The organism is Leisingera sp. NJS201 (genome assembly GCF_004535885.1).
Classification (GTDB): Bacteria; Pseudomonadota; Alphaproteobacteria; order Rhodobacterales; family Rhodobacteraceae; genus Leisingera.
On record NZ_CP038234.1, the window covers coordinates 3812942 to 3830000 of the forward strand.

Sequence of the window (17059 nt, forward strand, 5' to 3'; positions counted from 1 at the left end):
AGCTTGCCAACATCATTCACAGGAGACGAAAATGACCAAAGACCTCAAGGATACGGTGGAACTTTTCGGGTTTGTTGCAACTGGCCTCGCCGTCATTGGAGCAATGGTTGTCGCTTCGCTGGCATGAGTTCTTCCGCGGAGTGTACCAGCACTGAAATTCCAAAACATACCTTTTGAAAGCCGGCCTAACCGCCGGCTTTCATAGTTTTGGAGGAACAAGTTTCGTACGAATGAGCTAAACTTCCACTTAAGCCTTAGGCTAAGGCAGAGTTCGGTCACGAGCTGCCAATTTCCCCGCCCGCCGGGGTGAAAACAGATTGTGCTGGCAACGGCTACTCCCAAAGCATCCTGTGCTGAATACCGGCTGAGAAGAGCAGAAAACACCGGGCAGAACAGTCCTCAATAAAGAAACAGTCAGTCCTGATTGTTAGTTGAGGAAGACCATGCTCGAACACCAAAACCGCTTCTCCGCTCTCGAAGAGAAAATCAAGAAGGCAGGCCTGGACGCCTTTCTGATTTCGACGAAAGACAGCATCTTTTACTTCACTGGTTTCCGCTACGAACCCTTTGAACGACCCTTCTTCATTGTCGTCCGTCCGGGTAACCAACCTGTCTTTCTGACACCCCGGATCGAAGCCGAAAACATGGCGACCATTGCTGTGCCGCACCAGATCGTCGAGTACATCGACTACCCCGCACCGGCCGGCGGCAGCTACATCGAAGCGCTGCAATCTGTGTTGCCTGCCGATGCAAATATCGGCGTCGAAATGTCGATCACCGGTGAATTGCTGGTGGCGTTGTCCAGCTGGTCGCCTCAGGTTCTGCCTTATGTCGAACAGCTCCGCATGGTCAAAAGCCCTCACGAGGTTGCTGCCATCCGTAAGGCGGCGAAGTATTCAGACCGTGGCCTGAAGCTAGCGATGGATTTGGCCCGCCACGGCGGCCGCATTGCGGACACCGACAAGGCGAACAGCCTGTTGCGGGAGGAAATCACGCAACAAGAAGGGTATCTTGACCCTTATATTTCAAACATCTGGCAGGGTATTTGGTCCGCACCCTTCAGTGCCCAGCCACACCGCTTTCCAGAGCCCTCGGACACCCTGATAGAAGGGCCGAATGTCGGTCTCTCTTTCCTGCGTGTGAATGGGTATTCCGCGGAAACCGAACGCACCTTCTTTGTGACCTCTCCCAGCAAAGAAGATGCTGAGGTCTTCAACACCATGGTCGAAGCCGGAAAGATAGGCTTCGCAGCTCTGCGCCCAGGCGTCAGTTGCCACGATGTCGACCACAAGGTGATGGAGTTTCTTCGCGCCGAGGGCTTTGGAAACAATCTGCTGCACCGTACCGGACATGGGATCGGCATGGGAGGTCACGAAGGCCCCTGGGTTGCCGAAGGCAGTGACGACGTCCTGCAGGAGAACATGGTGATCAGCATCGAGCCAGGCATCTACTGGCGCGGTCAGGGCGGGTTCCGCCACTCGGACACCGTTCTGATCACCAATGACGGCTACGAGATGCTGACCGACATGCCCCATGACATTGCGTCAATGACACTGGGCAGCTGACGTCCAAATCAAAACGAAACCAACAAGGAGAACCCAAATGAAACACATGCTTCTCGCAAGCGTCGCGGCGCTGTCGTTTGCTGTCACTGGCACCACAGCAATCGCGGACAATGTCACGCTGAACCTTTCCAACGAGTATTCGGCCACGTCCATCCACGGGGTTGGCGATGCGCGCTTTGCCTCATTGGTCGCCGAAAAGACCGGCGGGTCCGTCGAAATCGTGGTCCACTACGGTGGTGCCTTGGGCTACAAATCGGCTGATCACTTTGACGCCGTCGGTGAGGGAGCCCTGGAAATCGCCGACACCTACGGCGGCGCGCTTGGCGGCATTGATCCGCTTTTCCTGATCTCTTCGTTGCCTTTCTTCGTGACCACAGTGGAAGAGGCCGAGTTGCTCTACAAGGTGGCTGAACCCGAGTTCAAAAAGGTCTTTGAAGAAAACGACCAGATCCTGCTCTACGCCTCTCCCTGGCCGCCGTCAGGCATCTGGGCCACTGATGCGAAGAACTCGACCGATGCATTGGCGGGACTGAAAATCCGCACCTATGACAAAAACGGCACCACTGCTCTGAACGAACTGGGCGCAGCCGCGGTTCGCTTGTCCTGGGCCGACGTTGTTCCGTCTATCTCGACGGGAGCTATCGATGCGGTCCTGACCTCTGCTGAGGGCGGGGTCTCTGGCAGTTTCTGGGAACACTTCGACACGTTCACTGAAATCTACAACTACGCGATCCCGCTGAATTTCGTCCACATCTCGAAGGATACCTTCGACGGTCTTAGCGAAGAGCAGCAGGCTGCCGTCCTCGAAGCCGCCGCCGAAACCCGCGATCAGAACTGGGCTGCCATCCCGGACCGTCTTGCGGAAACTTACGGTCATCTTGCTGAAAACAAGGTGTCCGTGGTCACATCAGACGACGACACCTACCGGACCGCTCTTCAAACCGCCGGCGAAGCTGCTCTGAAGGACTGGCTGGAGACCACCGGCGACCGGGGGCAAGCCCTGATCGACGCCTTCAATGCAGCGAAAGCTCAATAATACCCCACAAGTCGGTGGCGTCCCCTGATGCCACCGACGATCCTGGAGAATACCATGCGACTTCTTCTGCGTGCGATTGATGCTGTGTCCTATTCCGCCCTGATTTGCGCGGCTGCCATTCTCATCTACGCCGTTTCACACATCCTGCTCGAAACCGTCATGAGGACTTTGTTCGATACCTCGACCCACGTTCTGGATGAGTTCATTGGCTTCGCGGTTCTGTCCATTACCTTCTTGTCGCTGTCCTGGACACTGCGGGACGGAGGCATGATCCAGGTGAACCTGCTGACACTCAGGTTCCCGCGCAGAATTAAGCAAGTGATCGAATTCATCGTGGCCGCCTGTGCAACAGGTCTGGGTGCCTACTTCTGCACTTTCCTGTGGCGCAACCTGATCAAGAACTGGAAGCGCGGCGCAGTCAGCGAAAGCGTGGCCGAAGTTCCATTGTGGATACCCGATGCCATCGTTTTTGCCGGGGCCTGCTTACTGGTGTTGCAGTTATCGGCCCTTGCCATCCGCCCATTCATTCCAAAGACACAGGAGGGCTAATCATGGACCCCGTTACAACAGCACTCGCCGTTTTCATTCTGATGCTCGCTGTTTTGGCGACTGGTATGTGGGTATTTCTTGCCCTCGCCACCGCAGCGTCAGTTTCGCTGTTCGCCTTCATGGGTTTCCCGCCTGACAAAATCGGAGCGATTGCCAGCCGGATCATTGTGCGAAGCGCCTCCTCCTGGGAACTTGCTGCTGTTCCAATGTTCATCTGGATGGGAGAAATCATGTTCCGGACGGATATTTCCGAACGGCTCTACAAAGGTCTCTCTCCGCTCGTATCAAAAATTCCTGGAGGGTTGCTGCATACCAATGTTTTGGGATCAGCTCTCTTTGCCGCCGTTTCCGGATCCAGCGCGGCGACAACTGCCACTGTGGGCCGGATCACCACAAGTGAGTTGAACCAGCGGGGATATTCCCAAAGCCTCGCGCTTGGTTCTCTTGCCGGTGCCGGTAGCCTTGGGCTTCTCATTCCGCCATCCATTGTCCTGATCATCTACGGGGTTCTGGCCGAAGTTTCGATTGCAAAGCTGTTTATCGCTGGTGTGGTTCCTGGCCTCATGATCGCAGCATTTTATGCTGCCTATTTGGCCGCAAGATGCGCAATTACACCAGCACTTGCACCCAAGGACGCAATCAGCAAGGAAGACGCCCGGCCAAGTGCTATTCTAGGAAACCTTGCTCCGGTCTTTGGCCTTATCCTGGTCGTTCTGGGGTCGATTTATACCGGGTGGGCAACGCCCTCTGAAGCAGCAGCCATCGGTGTCTTTGCCGCACTCTGTTTCGCGGCAATCAGCAAGCAAATGTCACGCGCCATGCTGGCAGAGTCGCTGATCAATGCGCTCAAAACCTCATGCATGGTCTGTTCAATCCTGATGTGCGCAGCCTTTCTGTCGTCCGCTATCGGCTACATGCACATCCCGCGAAATATTGCAGTGGCGATCGATGCACTGAACCTGTCCCCCTATGTCCTGATCGCTTCACTGGCTCTATTCTACATTCTGCTCGGGTTCTTCCTGGATGGCATTTCGATCATCGTGATGAGCCTGCCGATCACTCTGCCTGTTGTTGTCGCCGCTGGCTTTGACCCGATCTGGTATGGCATTTTCCTGGTTATCATGATTGAGCTGGGCCAGATGACACCGCCTGTTGGCTTCAATCTGTTTGTCATTCAGGGTTTCTCCGGCGTGCCGATCCACAAGGTGGCCGTCTATGCGATACCTTTCTTCCTTTTGATGTGTTTCGCCGTACTGCTGATGGTTGTCTTTCCGCAAATTGCGCTTTGGCTTCCAGCGTATCTGGCAGGCTAAGACATGACAGCATCCAGCAAACCAAGGCGAACACAGGCTGAACGGTCCGCAGCGACTCAGGCCCGGATTTTGGAAGCAGCACAGTTCCTGATCGTTGATCGGGGGCTGGCGCACACGTCAACACAAGACATCGCTCGTCAGGCCAACGTGTCGCGGGGTGCGATGCTGCACCACTTCCCTTCACGCAAGGAACTCATTCAGGCGGCCTATGCTGGGATGCTTTGCCGCGAGGCGGATCTGCTGCGCAGTTTCACTCGGGCACTGCAACCTGGCCAAAACCGACTGAAAGCCCTTACCGAGTACATCTGGGAAAGATATCAAAGCGGAATTTTTCAGGTGTCCATGGACTACCTGTCCGAGGCCCGCGTGAATGAGACAGAACTGGCTTATGTCGCTGCAGAATCCCAAAAATTCAACGAGGCGCTCAATGACGTCTGGCACGTCGAACTCGCGGCGTTCGGCTGTAGCGCAGACATACGGCAAGCCATGATGAACGAATTCATGTGCCTCGTTCGCGGCATGGCATTCCAAAGCCAATGGCGCGATGATCCGGCGTACTTTCAGAATATGCTGCAAAACTGGCTTCTTAGAGCACGATCCACTTTAATTCCCGCAAAGTCAGCCGGGTAGGTGCAGCACAAAATGCTGTCAAAGGAAAAACGACGGCTGAAAATGCCGTTCCCGGCTGCAAAACGCACTTTCCTTCCGGCAGTTTCCCTTACCCTCGATTGAAAGCTCATACGGGAAAGAAACCGATGCGATCCAACTCTCTTATCGAAAAAGACCGGGCCCACTATTTCCACCCTGTGGTTCCAATCCGCGCTCACGAAAAGCGGGGCGTAACTGTCATGCAGTCGGGGAAGGGTGTGTTCCTGACTGACTCCGAAGGCAATGAACTGCTCGACGGCTTTGCCGGTCTGTGGTGCGTGAACGCAGGCTATGGCCACGAGAATGTTGTTGCCGCTGCCACTGAGCAAATGCAGCGCTTGCCCTATGCAACCGGGTATTTCCACTTTGGCAGCGAGCCGGCAATTGAACTGGCAGCCAAGCTCGCCGAGTTGTCTCCTGGCGATCTGGACCACGTGTTCTTCACCCTGGGCGGTTCGGACGCGGTGGATACCGTGATCCGCATGGTGCGCTACTACTTCAACGCCCGCGGCGAAAGCTCCAAGAAGCACTTCATCGCGCTGGAAAAGGGCTACCACGGCTCCAGTTCGAACGGGGCCGGGCTGACGGCTCTGCCGGTCTTCCATGATAAGTTCGATCTGCCGATGCAATGGCAGCACCACATCGCCTCACCCTATCCCTATCGCAACGAAGCTGCGTCGACGGACGAGGAAATCATCGCGCAGGGTGTTGCCAACCTGAAAGCCAAAGTGGCTGAGCTTGGTGCTGAAAACACTGCTGCGTTCATCATGGAACTGGTCCAAGGCTCAGGTGGTGTGATCGTACCGCCGGAAGGTTATGCCAAGGCTATGCAGGACACCTGCCGCGAGTTGGGTATCCTGTTCATCGTGGATGAGGTTATCACGGGCTTTGGCCGGACCGGGCCGATGTTTGGCTGCGAGCACGAAGGGCTGACGCCTGACTTCCTGACAACCGCCAAAGGCCTGACCTCGGGCTATGCGCCTATGGGTGCGGTGTTCGTTTCGGATGCCATCTATCAGGCGATTGCAGATGCGGCGCCCGAGGGCGTGCCCTTCGGCCATGGCTTCACCTACTCAGGTCATCCGGTCAGCGCGGCTGTCGCGTTGGAGGTGATCAAGCTTTATGAAGGTGGTATGATCGAGAATTCGAAAAAGGTTGGCGCCTATTTCGAACAGCAGCTTAAAACCCTGCTGGATCATCCGGTTGTTGGCGAAGTGCGCGCCAAGGGACTATTGGCCGCCATTGAGATCGTCTCGAACAAGGAAACCAAGGCGAAACCCGCCAAGGACAAGAATGTTGCGGGTCGTCTTGCCACAGCGGGCTACGAAAATGGCGTAATTTTCCGGGCCTTTGCCGATGACGTCATCGGGCTCGCCCCGCCCATCTGTATCACCGAAGCTGAGGTGGATCTATTGATCACCCGACTTCGTGCAACACTGGACACTATTCTGGACGTAGAAGGATAATCCTCATGAAACTGTCTGACTTCAAAGCCCTCACATTCGATGTCTATGGCACCCTGCTTGATTGGGAAACCGGCATGGTCACCGGCCTGAAGCCGCTGACCGACCGTGTGAGCCGCAGCCTGACACGCGACGACATTCTCGAAGCGCATGCCTTCTACGAAAGCACGACTCAGCGCTATACGCCGTCGAAGAAATACTACGAGCTGCTGCCCGTGGTGTATCGCCGCCTGGCCGAAGAATGGAACGTCGAAGTGACCTGGGAAGAGTGCGAAGCCTATGGCCGTTCCGCACGTCACTGGCCCGCGTTTGACGACACAATCGAGGCGCTGACCTACCTGAAGAAACACTTCAAACTGGTGGTTCTGACCAACACCGATAACCTCACCTTCTCGGGCGCCAATACCCGCCTTGGTGTGCATTTCGACGGCGTCTACACCGCCGAGGACGTGGGCAGCTACAAGCCGTTTGATCGGAACTTCGACTACATGATCGAGATGCTGGCACGTCAGGGCATTCAGAAGCATGAAATTCTGCATACCGCAGAAAGCATGTTCCATGACCACGCACCTGCCAACAAATATGGCCTGTCCAACTGCTGGATCTACCGCCGCCACGACCAAGAAGGTTTTGGCGCCACCATGAACCCCGGCGACATGCCGAAATATGACTTCCAGTTCAATAGCATGATGGACATGGTCAAGGCACATCAGGCAGAGTTGGCTGGCTAAACTCCAGGAGGGAAGAATATGGTGGGGACGCCGAAACTCGACCGGATCGACATCAATATTCTTTCCACCCTGCAAGCGCAGGGCAATATCACCAATGTAAACTTGGCAGAGGCTGTGGGATTGTCTCCCAGCCCCTGCCTGCAAAGGGTGAAGCGGCTTGAGAAAGCGGGCTACATCCAGAACTACCGGGCCGTCATCAACCTCAAGAAGCTGGCTGAGCACGTTACGGTTTTCACTGAAGTCACACTGGCCGACCACCGCCGCAAGGACTTCGTGAGGTTCGAGAACGAAATCCGCAAGCATGACAACGTAGTGGACTGCTATCTGCTGAGTGGCGGATATGACTACCTGCTGAAGTTTGTCGCGCGCGGTGTGTCCCAGTATCAGGAGATCATGGAGGATCTTCTGGAGCGGAACCTCGGCATCGATAAGTACTTCTCCTACATCGTGATTAAGCCGGTGGTAGAAAAGCATAGCGTGCCGATCCAGGACCTGGTCGACCGGGACTAAGGTGCGGCACAAAATGCTGAAGCCCGGCCAAATGCGGCGCAGGATGCTACCGGATTGGCAAATTCAAGACTTCCCCTCGCGCAAACCCGATAGGATTTTCCTAACTGCTGGAGTTGGAAATTATGAACCTTCAAGACATCTCTCTGTTTCGTCAGCAAAACCTGGTGGCGGGCGAATGGATCGACGCCGACAATGGTGCGACGATCGAAGTTGACAACCCTTCAACACTTTCTGTTGTCGGCACTGTGCCGAACTGCGGTTCCGACGAAACGCACCGCGCAATTGCAGCTGCCGAGGCTTGCTTTGCGACCTTCCGCAAAACCACTGCAGCACATCGTGGCGCACTGCTGGAGAAGTGGTTCGACCTGATCATGGAAGCTCAGGATGACCTGGCCACGCTTATGACCCTGGAGCAGGGCAAACCTTTCGCTGAAGCCAAAGGCGAAATCGCATATGCTGCGTCGTTCGTGAAATGGTTCGCGGAAGAGGGGAAGCGCGTCTATGGCGAAACCATCCCCAGCCCGGTTCAGGACCGGCGTATCATCGTGCAGAAACAGCCTGTCGGCGTCTGCGCCATCATCACGCCCTGGAATTTCCCGGCGGCGATGATCACTCGGAAAATCGCCCCGGCCCTGGCCGCAGGTTGCCCGGTTGTCATCAAACCGTCGGAGTTCACGCCTTTCACTGCCCTTGCACTCGGTGTGCTGGCGGAACGCGCGGGTTTCCCGACCGGCGCTGTCAACATTGTCACCGGAGATCCTGCAGGCGTTGGCGGCGCGCTGACCGGCAGCTCCGTCGTACGCAAGCTGTCCTTCACCGGCTCCACCCGCGTGGGCAAGCTGCTTATGGAGCAATGCGCAGGCACCATGAAGCGTCTCAGCCTTGAGCTGGGCGGCAACGCTCCCTTTATCATCTTTGACGATGCCGATCTGGATCTGGCCGTCGAAGGTGTCATGGCCTCAAAGTTCCGCAACGCGGGGCAGACCTGTGTCTGTGCCAATCGGATCTTTGTCCAGGCCGGTGTCTACGATGCCTTCGCTGAAAAGCTGGCAGCTGTAGTTGGAAACATGAAGCTGGGTGACGGGTTTGAGGACGGCGTCGAAATTGGTCCGATGATCAATGAGGCGGCCATCGCCAAGATCAAATCGCATCTGGACGATGCCACGGCCAAGGGCGGAAAGGTCATCGTTGGCGGCACCCAGAACGACACCAGCACACGCTTCATCAGCCCGGCGGTCGTCACAGGTGTGACCACCGATATGATCGTGGCGGACGAAGAGACCTTTGGCCCGGTCGCGCCGCTCTTCAAGTTCGACACCGAGGAAGAGGCGCTTGCTGCGGCCAACGCGACCCCCTACGGGCTGGCGGCCTATTTCTACACCAATGATCTGACCCGAACGTTCCGCGTCAGCGAAGAACTGGAAACCGGTATGATCGGCATCAATGTCGGCGGTTTTGCAACTGAGGTCGCGCCCTTCGGCGGCATCAAGGAAAGCGGCCTGGGCCGTGAGGGTGCGCATCAGGGTATCGATGAATACCTGGAAGTCAAAACCCTGCATATCGGCGGCATCGCGTAAGGAAATCTGGCTATGACAAAAACATATCGTATCGCTGCCATTCCGGGAGACGGGATCGGCAAAGAGGTTCTGCCGGTCGGTCAGCGCGTCATTGACCTTGTGGCGCAAAAGCACAACTTCACTGTGGACTGGACCGAATTCGACTGGTCCTGCGAACGCTATCACGAAACGGGCCGGATGATGCCCGAAGATGGCATCGAGCAGATGAAGGCGTTTGACAGCATCTTCCTTGGTGCGGTCGGCTTTCCCGGTGTTCCGGATCACGTGTCGCTTTGGGGTCTGTTGATCCCACTGCGCCGCGAATTGGATCAATACGCCAATGTCCGGCCTGTGCGACTGCTGAAGGGCATTACCTCGCCCCTGGCCGGGCGTGGTTCCGATGATATCGACATGATCATCGTGCGCGAAAACGTCGAGGGGAATACTCCGAGATCGGCGGGCGCGTCTATCAAGGCACGGAAAACGAGGCCGCTATTCAGGAAAGCATCCTGACCCGCCGCGGCACGGACCGGATCATGGACTATGCGTTCAACGTGGCCAAAACCCGCAAACGCAAACATGTGTCTTCGGCCACCAAGTCGAATGGCATCATTCACACAATGCCGTTCTGGGACGAACGTTTTGCCGCCGCGGCCGAGCGCCATCCGGGCATTGATACGGCTCAGTTCCATATTGACATCATGACCGCGAACTTTGTCCTGCATCCGGATTGGTTCGACGTGGTTGTGGCCTCGAACCTCTTTGGCGACATCCTGTCCGACCTGGGTCCGGCTGTCGCTGGATCGATCGGTATCGCGCCCTCGGCCAACATCAACCCGGAGGGCAAATACCCTTCGATGTTTGAACCGGTCCATGGCTCGGCGCCTGACATCGCAGGAAAAGGCGTCGCTAACCCGGTTGCCGCAGTCTGGACCGCTGCCATGATGCTGGAGCATCTGGGCGAAGCAGACGCCGCAGCTGAGATCGAACAAGCCATTGAAACTTCTTTGGCAAGCCCTGATACCAAGACACGCGATTTGGGCGGCACTGCCGACACTGCAGGATCGGAAGCAGCCATTCAGGCCGCACTGTCGTAAGGAACAAAGACATGAAAAAAGCAGAGATCGTTTATGATGATTTTGCCAAGGTGGAAATGCGCCTGGGCAAAATCGTCGAGGTCAAGGATTTCACCCGCGCGCGCAATCCCTCCTACAAGGTCTGCGTAGATTTTGGTGAGCTGGGCCAACGCTGGTCCAGCGCTCAGATCAAAAACTACTCCGAAGAAGAACTGCTTGGACGGCACGTTGTCTGCGTGGTGAATATGCCGCCGCGCAACATTGCCGGTTTCAAATCTGAAGTCCTGATCATGGGTGTCCCGAACGAAGCTGGTGAGACTATCCTGCTGCAGCCCTCGCAGGATGCGGTTCTGGGAAGCGAAGTCTTCTGATGTCGGCCCGGCACACAGGATTGGGGTCACTGGCGGTTCTCTCATGGGGCACATTGGGGGTTCTTGGCGCCTTTTCAGCCTCCCTGCCGCCCTATCTGGTCCTGACGTTCTGCTTTGCGATCGCGGCGGGCATGGGGCTTGCTATATGCGCCGTCACGGGCCGCAAGCCAGTGCGTCTGCTGGACCGCAGCACCCTCTTGTTTGCCGGGCTTTTGGCCGCCTACCATTTGGCCTATCTGGAAGCTTTCCATCACGCAGATCCCATCCCAGTGTCGCTGATCAATTACCTCTGGCCTGCTTGCCTGATCATCCTTGGCAACCTGTTCTTCCAACTGCGCAGCGGGTTCCCGGGTTACCTTGGAGCCGCGCTTGGTTTTGCCGGGGTGTTAATCCTGATCGGCAAAGATGGATTTGCACTCCAGCTATCTGAGACACTCGGCTACGGCCTTGCCTTTGTTGGCGCAATTCTCTGGGCGTTGTTCTCAAACCTGCGCCGCCATGATCAGTCAGATGCTATCTCTGCAATGACGACAATCTGCTTTGCCTCCTCATTGCTTTGCGGTCTCTGGTGGATTGCAAAAGGGGCGGACCTGCCTGCGCTGAGCGCCTCGGATGTTTGGGTCATTGCAGCGCTTGGTCTGGGGCCTGCCGGGGGAGCGTTTTTTCTCTGGGATCTGGGTATGCGTCAGGGTCATGCCGCTCTGCTTGGCGTCCTAGGGTACTCAGCTCCGGTATTCTCCACCATACTCATGCTCGCGCTCGGGTTGGGTCAGCCAGGCTGGGAAATCTTCGCTGCGATAGCCTTCATCACTGCAGGCGGGATCGTGGTTCACACCGGATCAAAAGGCTCGGCGAAGAGCGCTGTTGAAGCTGAAACCAGGTGAAAGGGAAATGGAACAACGTCCGCTCTTGCCTCAGAACAAGCAGATCGTCTCACGCAGATCAACAATGCTGCTTTGCTGGGGCTTTTGTGTTTTCGTTCTGATCTCTGTGGGGGCCGCAATCCTGCTTGTCTGAGTTTAGGTGCAGTTTCCTTTTCGTTTTCCTGCGGTTTGCTGAACGTTCACAATTTTGCAGTGTGGTGAGACGAAGCTGCCGATAATGCTCAAAGTAGCGAGCGCCCGCCTCCGGCTCTTACAGTGGGTTTTCACAGGCGATTTGCGTAGATCGACGCCAATGGAGCAGCTGTAGTGCCTTTTACTTTGTCCCAAGCTCCAGTCGCGTAGAACCGGCCCAATGAAGGCCCCCTTCTTTTTGCACCTTCACAAACGCGATGACTTTCGTGGATCTGCGAAGCTGTTCGACCGCTCAGCCCCTGGAGCATCCCTCTCGATTGTTCTGCCTGCGGCTACCACACGGACTCGCACCCTTCCTCATGCTGTGCTACGGCTGCGCAGGGGCCCGCAACAAGGGCGCTGCGGTCTGCACCAACCGCGCCACCATCGGCCGGGCAGAAGTGGAAGAGCGGGTGCTTTCCGGGCTGAAGCAGCGCCTGCTGGCACCGGACCTGCTGGCGCAGTTCGCGGAGGAATACCGTAAAGCCTTCAACGACGCCGCCGCGGGGCCTGCCAGGACCGGCAGAAGGCCGAACACTCCCTCAAAAAGGTCAAGAACCGGATCGCCAACATCCTGACAGCTATCGAGGACGGCATGTACACCGCCTCGATGAAGGACAAGATGGACCTGCACCGTTTTCGTTCCGGTGTGTAGCTCATGTTAGGCGGCGATCTTTTCGAAAGCCACGGGTGATTTCCAGCCGATGGCCGAATGCCGTCGGCGTGGGTTGTAGAAGCCGTTGATGTATTCGAAGACGGCCAGTTCGACCTCTCTGCGGGTCTGCCAGGTCCGGCGCCAGATTAATTCGGCCTTCAGCGACTTGAAGAAGCTCTCGACGGCCGAATTATCATAGCAATTTCCCTTTCCGCTCATCGACGGCACCAAGTCGTGCTTGCGCAGACGCTTTTGATACTCGTGGGCACAGTATTGGGCGCCGCGATCAGTGTGGTGGATGCAGCCCGGGGGCGGCTTTCGTAGGGCAATCGCCATGTCCAAAGCGCGCAAGGCCAGATCCTGTTTCATGCGGTTGCTCAGGGCCCAGCCGATCACCCGTCGCGAATAGAGGTCGATGATCACAGCAAGATAGGCCCATCCCTCGCGGGTCCAAATATAAGTGATGTCTCCCGCCCACTTCTGGTTCGGGGCGCTTGCGGTGAAATCCTGACGCAACAGGTTGGGCGCGATATTGAAGGTGTGATTGCTGTCGGTCGTGCGCTTGAACTTGCGGCTGCGCAGCACCTGGATGCCGTTATCACGCATGATCCGCGCCACACGGCGTTGCCCGACATGGATGCCCAGTTCATTGAGTTCCTGCGTCATGCGCGGACGACCGTAGCTGCCCAGGCTCAAGCGATGCTGCTCTCGAATATGCGCCAAGAGCACCATATCCCGACGTTGGCGGCGTGACGGCGGCCTGTGCCGCCAGGCCCGAAGACCACGATCCGTCACCTGCATCAGGCGACACAAATGGCTGCGTGGCAAATCCCCGCGGTAATCCGCAATGAACTGAAATCTCATTGCTTTTGACCCGCGAAGAAGATTGCCGCCTTTTTTAACACCTCCCTCTCCTCCCGAAGAATGCGGTTTTCTTTGCGTAGGCGTTCGTTCTCGCGCCGAAGCTCAGAATCCTGGGTCGCGGTAGAAGGATCGTCCGAGAACTGACGTATCCATTTGCCCAAGGTCGAAAGGCCGACCCCCAGATCCGACGCGACTTGGCGACGCGTCAGCCCGCTGCTTGTCGCGATCCGAACCGCTTCGCGTTTGAAATCGTCACTGTGTTTGGGTGCCATTTCCGGTCTCCTCTATGGCGAGCATTGCTCGCAGAAAACCGGAACAAAAGTGAAGCAGGTCCATTCTGGCGTAATTTAAGCTACTCTCTGCTCCTGCTGATCGGGTTGGGTTTTGTGTTTTCTCGGCCAATAGACCACGGCCGGGGGTTTGCCGCCAAGGGCGGAATGTGGGCGTTTTCGGTTGTAGAACTCGATCCACTTTCCGACGCCGACCTTCGCCTCTGATCCGGTCTCCCAAGCATGCAAGTAGACGCATTCGTATTTCAGGCTCCGCCAAAGCCGCTCGACGAAGATGTTATCGAGGAACCGGCCTTTGCCATCCATCGAGATGCGCACACCGGATCGCCACAGCCTGTCCGTCCAGGCGAAGGACGTGAACTGGCTGCCCTGATCTGTATTCATGATCTCGGGCGGGCCGAACTTGTGGATGGCCTCGTTCAGCGCCTCGACACAGAAGTCCGCTTCCAGCGTGTTCGAGATGCGCCAGGCCAGCACCTTGCGCGTGTGCCAGTCAATGATCGCCACCAGATACAGGAACCCCTTGCGCATTGGCAGATAGGTGATGTCTGCCGCCCAGACCTGGTTCGGGCGCCCCACCCGCAGACCACGCAGCAGATAGGGGTAGGTCTTGTGCCCCTTCGCAGCCCTGCCCCCTCTCGCACATGCTTTGCATGTGCTGCCGGGCAGCGGGTGTTGGGCTTCTGGTAGATCGGCATGAGCCCCATCACCCTCATCAGCCGCCTGATCCGCTTTTCGTTCACCAAATGACCTTCATTGCGCAGATGCCAAGTCATCTGCCGCACACCGAAGAACGGCGTTTCCAGGAACTGTTCGTCGATCCGGCGCATCAGCATCAGGTTCAGAGCCGTCTCGCCTTTGGGCTGATAATAGAACGACGACCGCGAGATCGACAGCAGCTTGCACTGCTTGCTAATGGGCAGATTGGCATTGGCAGGCTCGATCATTTTCCTCCTCACTTGCCGATCCACGGTTTGAGCTTTCGTGACAAAAAATCGTTGGCAACGGCCAGCTCCCCAATCTTGGCGTGCAGCTCTTTGACCTGTTCTTCGTCAATCTCCTGGGGCTTCCTGCCGCCGCGCTTGAACACGCCGGACGCGCCCTCCAGAAGAGCCCGCTTCCAGCTGTGGATCATCGTTGGGTGAACGCCAAACTGGCTCGCCAGCTCAGCAACAGTCCGCTCGCCCTTCAGAGCCTCAAGCGCGACTTTCGCTTTGAAATCGGGCGAATGGTTCTTCCGTTTCGACATCTCTGATCTCCTCTTCGTCGAAGATCAGCAGACAGCAAATCGCAGCTTACGTCAGTGTCCGAAATTCAGGGGGTAGCTCATTCTTCTGTCCGTTTCAGTCCCATAGTTCGTCTCCTTTGCTGCAATAAATGCTATCAAAGGAGCGGCATCAAACCGCGACACGTCCAAGATGTCTGAGCTGGAGAGGGAGAAGGCCCGCCTTGAGGCGGTCATCGCGGACAACCCGGAGCCCCCTGCCCTGCGGCTGCATCCGAGCCTATCGTCCCGGTACCGGGAGCGGGTGTCGCGGCTGATCCGGACCCTTGGCTCCACCGAAGGCATGGAAGAGGCCAAGGAGTCACTGCGGGCATTGGTGGAGCGGATCGTGCTGACGCCTGCGGCGGCGGGCGCTGGCCTGGATCTGACGCTGGAGGGGGATCTGGCCGGGCTGTTGCGGCTGGCGTCGGTTGCGGAAGGCCTAAACACGAAGAAGGCCCCGGATGGTAGATCCGAAGCCTTTGATATGTCAGGTTAATTAGTGTTGGTTGCGGGAGCAGGATTTGAACCTGCGACCTTCAGGTTATGAGCCTGACGAGCTACCTGGCTGCTCCATCCCGCGTCAGGTTTTTTTGAGACCGTATTGAGAGATTATTGGATTTTACTAGGTTTGGCGGTGACCTACTCTCCCAGGGCTTGAGCCCAAGTACCATCGGCGCGACAGTGCTTAACTTCCGGGTTCGGGAAGGGACCGGGTGTTTCACTTGTGCTGTAGCCACCAAACCAAGAAAAATCCAATTCCGACGGCCTTGCGAAGCAAGGCTGGCGAGCGGCAGGCAGCGTATTTGCTTCAGCAAATGCGCGAGATGCCGCCCGGTTGCTGTGTCACCGCCGGGTGGCGGCAGGCACGGGCAACTTGCGTCGGTTACAATCAACGTTGTCCAAGTCTTGCACTTGGGATGTGTTTGCTTGTTTGGTTTTGAGTAACACTGTCTGTTACTGGATCAAATCAAGCCTATCGGGCGATTAGTACCGGTCAACTGAATGCATTGCTGCACTTACATCTCCGGCCTATCGGCGTGGTGGTCTTCCACGGCCCTCAGGGATACCTTGTTTTGAGGGGGGCTTCCCGCTTAGATGCCTTCAGCGGTTATCCTGTCCGAACATAGCTACCCTGCACTGCTGCTGGCGCAACAACAGGTCCACCAGTGGTTCGTTCACCCCGGTCCTCTCGTACTAGGGGCAACTCCTCTCAAGTATCCTACACCCACGGCAGATAGGGACCGAACTGTCTCACGACGTTCTAAACCCAGCTCACGTACCTCTTTAAACGGCGAACAGCCGTACCCTTGGGACCTGCTCCAGCCCCAGGATGAGATGAGCCGACATCGAGGTGCCAAACACTGCCGTCGATATGGACTCTTGGGCAGTATCAGCCTGTTATCCCCGGCGTACCTTTTATCCGTTGAGCGATGGCCCTTCCACTCGGGACCACCGGATCACTATGGCCGACTTTCGTCTCTGCTCGACTTGTCAGTCTCGCAGTCAGGCTGGCTTCTGCCATTGCACTCAACGAGCGATTTCCGACCGCTCTGAGCCAACCTTCGCGCGCCTCCGTTACTCTTTAGGAGGCGACCGCCCCAGTCAAACTACCCGCCACGCAGGGTCCCGGATCCGGATAACGGACCGCGGTTAGATATCAAGAGTGCGAAGGGTGGTATCTCAAGGGAGGCTCCACCGCGACTTGCGTCACGGTTTCGATGCCTACCACCTATCCTGCACATCACAATCCTGATACCAGTGCGAAGCTGTAGTAAAGGTGCACGGGGTCTTTCCGTCTAACCGCGGGAAGCCTGCATCTTGACAGGCAATTCAATTTCGCTGAGTCGATGTTGGAGACAGCGGGGAAGTCGTTACGCCATTCGTGCAGGTCGGAACTTACCCGACAAGGAATTTCGCTACCTTAGGACCGTTATAGTTACGGCCGCCGTTTACCTGGGCTTCAATTCGGAGCTCTCACCCCTCCTTTTAACCTTCAGGCACCGGGCAGGCGTCAGACCCTATACGTCGTCTTGCGACTTCGCAGAGCCCTGTGTTTTTAATAAACAGTCGCCACCCCCTGGTTTGTGCCCCCGGATTCCACTTGCGTAGG

14 protein-coding genes, 1 tRNA gene, 2 rRNA genes and 2 pseudogenes (1 of these 19 only partly in view) are annotated in these 17059 nt (G+C 56.8%); 14 read left to right on the forward strand and 5 right to left on the reverse strand.

Features of this window, described 5'->3' with window-relative positions; all coding sequences use genetic code 11:
* Positions 1 to 431 precede the first annotated feature (431 nt).
* From ETW23_RS18845 to ETW23_RS18905, 13 genes and pseudogenes are all read left to right on the forward strand, one after another.
* Positions 432 to 1565, forward strand: coding sequence for a Xaa-Pro peptidase family protein (locus tag ETW23_RS18845; RefSeq protein ID WP_129369413.1), 1134 nt, complete (start codon positions 432 to 434; stop codon positions 1563 to 1565).
* 37 nt (positions 1566 to 1602) lie between these two features.
* Positions 1603 to 2601, forward strand: a complete 999-nt coding sequence (locus tag ETW23_RS18850; protein WP_129369414.1) for a TRAP transporter substrate-binding protein — start codon at positions 1603 to 1605, stop codon at positions 2599 to 2601.
* Between the two features lie 54 nt (positions 2602 to 2655).
* A complete protein-coding gene (locus ETW23_RS18855) occupies positions 2656 to 3150 on the forward strand; it encodes a TRAP transporter small permease (RefSeq protein WP_167738154.1) in 495 nt (164 codons plus the stop codon).
* A 2-nt stretch (positions 3151 to 3152) separates the two neighbouring features.
* Entirely contained in the window at positions 3153 to 4463 is a 1311-nt protein-coding gene (locus ETW23_RS18860; RefSeq protein WP_129369416.1) for a TRAP transporter large permease, read from the forward strand.
* Positions 4464 to 4466: 3 nt separating this feature from the next.
* Entirely contained in the window at positions 4467 to 5093 is a 627-nt protein-coding gene (locus ETW23_RS18865) for a TetR/AcrR family transcriptional regulator (protein WP_134830910.1), read from the forward strand.
* Positions 5094 to 5218: 125 nt separating this feature from the next.
* On the forward strand, positions 5219 to 6577 hold the full coding sequence (locus tag ETW23_RS18870; protein ID WP_134830911.1) for an aminotransferase class III-fold pyridoxal phosphate-dependent enzyme: 1359 nt from the start codon (positions 5219 to 5221) through the stop codon (positions 6575 to 6577).
* Between the two features lie 5 nt (positions 6578 to 6582).
* On the forward strand, positions 6583 to 7305 hold the full coding sequence (locus ETW23_RS18875) for a haloacid dehalogenase type II (protein ID WP_134830912.1): 723 nt from the start codon (positions 6583 to 6585) through the stop codon (positions 7303 to 7305).
* Positions 7306 to 7323: 18 nt separating this feature from the next.
* Positions 7324 to 7815, forward strand: coding sequence for an Lrp/AsnC family transcriptional regulator (locus ETW23_RS18880; RefSeq protein ID WP_129369420.1), 492 nt, complete (start codon positions 7324 to 7326; stop codon positions 7813 to 7815).
* A gap of 122 nt (positions 7816 to 7937) precedes the next feature.
* Positions 7938 to 9392 carry an NAD-dependent succinate-semialdehyde dehydrogenase gene (locus ETW23_RS18885; protein ID WP_134830913.1) on the forward strand — a complete coding sequence of 485 codons (1455 nt, stop codon included), beginning with the start codon at positions 7938 to 7940 and terminating at the stop codon, positions 9390 to 9392.
* A 12-nt stretch (positions 9393 to 9404) separates the two neighbouring features.
* Positions 9405 to 10468: pseudogene (locus ETW23_RS18890) on the forward strand (tartrate dehydrogenase).
* An 11-nt stretch (positions 10469 to 10479) separates the two neighbouring features.
* Positions 10480 to 10818, forward strand: a complete 339-nt coding sequence (locus ETW23_RS18895) for a tRNA-binding protein (protein WP_134830914.1) — start codon at positions 10480 to 10482, stop codon at positions 10816 to 10818.
* The gene (locus tag ETW23_RS18900) at positions 10818 to 11702 is read left to right on the forward strand and encodes a DMT family transporter (RefSeq protein ID WP_134830915.1); all 885 of its coding nucleotides are present in this window, start codon (positions 10818 to 10820) and stop codon (positions 11700 to 11702) included. The genes ETW23_RS18895 and ETW23_RS18900 overlap by 1 nt, the downstream gene beginning before the upstream one ends.
* A 389-nt stretch (positions 11703 to 12091) precedes the next feature.
* Positions 12092 to 12451: a hypothetical protein gene (locus ETW23_RS18905; RefSeq protein ID WP_254695081.1), complete on the forward strand. Its 360-nt coding sequence runs from the start codon at positions 12092 to 12094 to the stop codon at positions 12449 to 12451.
* Between the two features lie 83 nt (positions 12452 to 12534).
* On the opposite strand, the gene ETW23_RS18910 is transcribed toward ETW23_RS18905, so the two are convergent.
* Together ETW23_RS18910 and ETW23_RS18915 are read right to left on the reverse strand one after the other, a co-directional pair.
* Positions 12535 to 13664 (reverse strand): IS3 family transposase gene (locus ETW23_RS18910; protein ID WP_134828802.1). Its coding sequence is split into 2 segments (ribosomal slippage): positions 12535 to 13430 and positions 13430 to 13664, totalling 1131 coding nucleotides; the frame shifts between segments, so codons are not numbered across the junction.
* Between the two features lie 141 nt (positions 13665 to 13805).
* Positions 13806 to 14931 (reverse strand): annotated as a pseudogene (locus ETW23_RS18915) (IS3 family transposase); the annotation flags it as partial.
* Positions 14932 to 15100: 169 nt separating this feature from the next.
* Between ETW23_RS18915 and ETW23_RS18920 the strand changes: the two are divergent.
* Positions 15101 to 15445 (forward strand): hypothetical protein, encoded by a 345-nt coding sequence (locus ETW23_RS18920; protein WP_134830916.1) that lies wholly within the window; start codon positions 15101 to 15103, stop codon positions 15443 to 15445.
* A 7-nt stretch (positions 15446 to 15452) separates the two neighbouring features.
* Here ETW23_RS18920 and ETW23_RS18925 read toward each other — a convergent pair.
* The 3 genes from ETW23_RS18925 to ETW23_RS18935 form a co-directional block, all read right to left on the reverse strand.
* Positions 15453 to 15529: transfer RNA gene (locus tag ETW23_RS18925), tRNA-Met, on the reverse strand.
* Between the two features lie 46 nt (positions 15530 to 15575).
* Positions 15576 to 15690 (reverse strand): 5S ribosomal RNA (gene rrf, locus ETW23_RS18930).
* A 222-nt stretch (positions 15691 to 15912) separates the two neighbouring features.
* Positions 15913 to 17059 (reverse strand): 23S ribosomal RNA (locus ETW23_RS18935); it runs 1696 nt beyond the window's last position.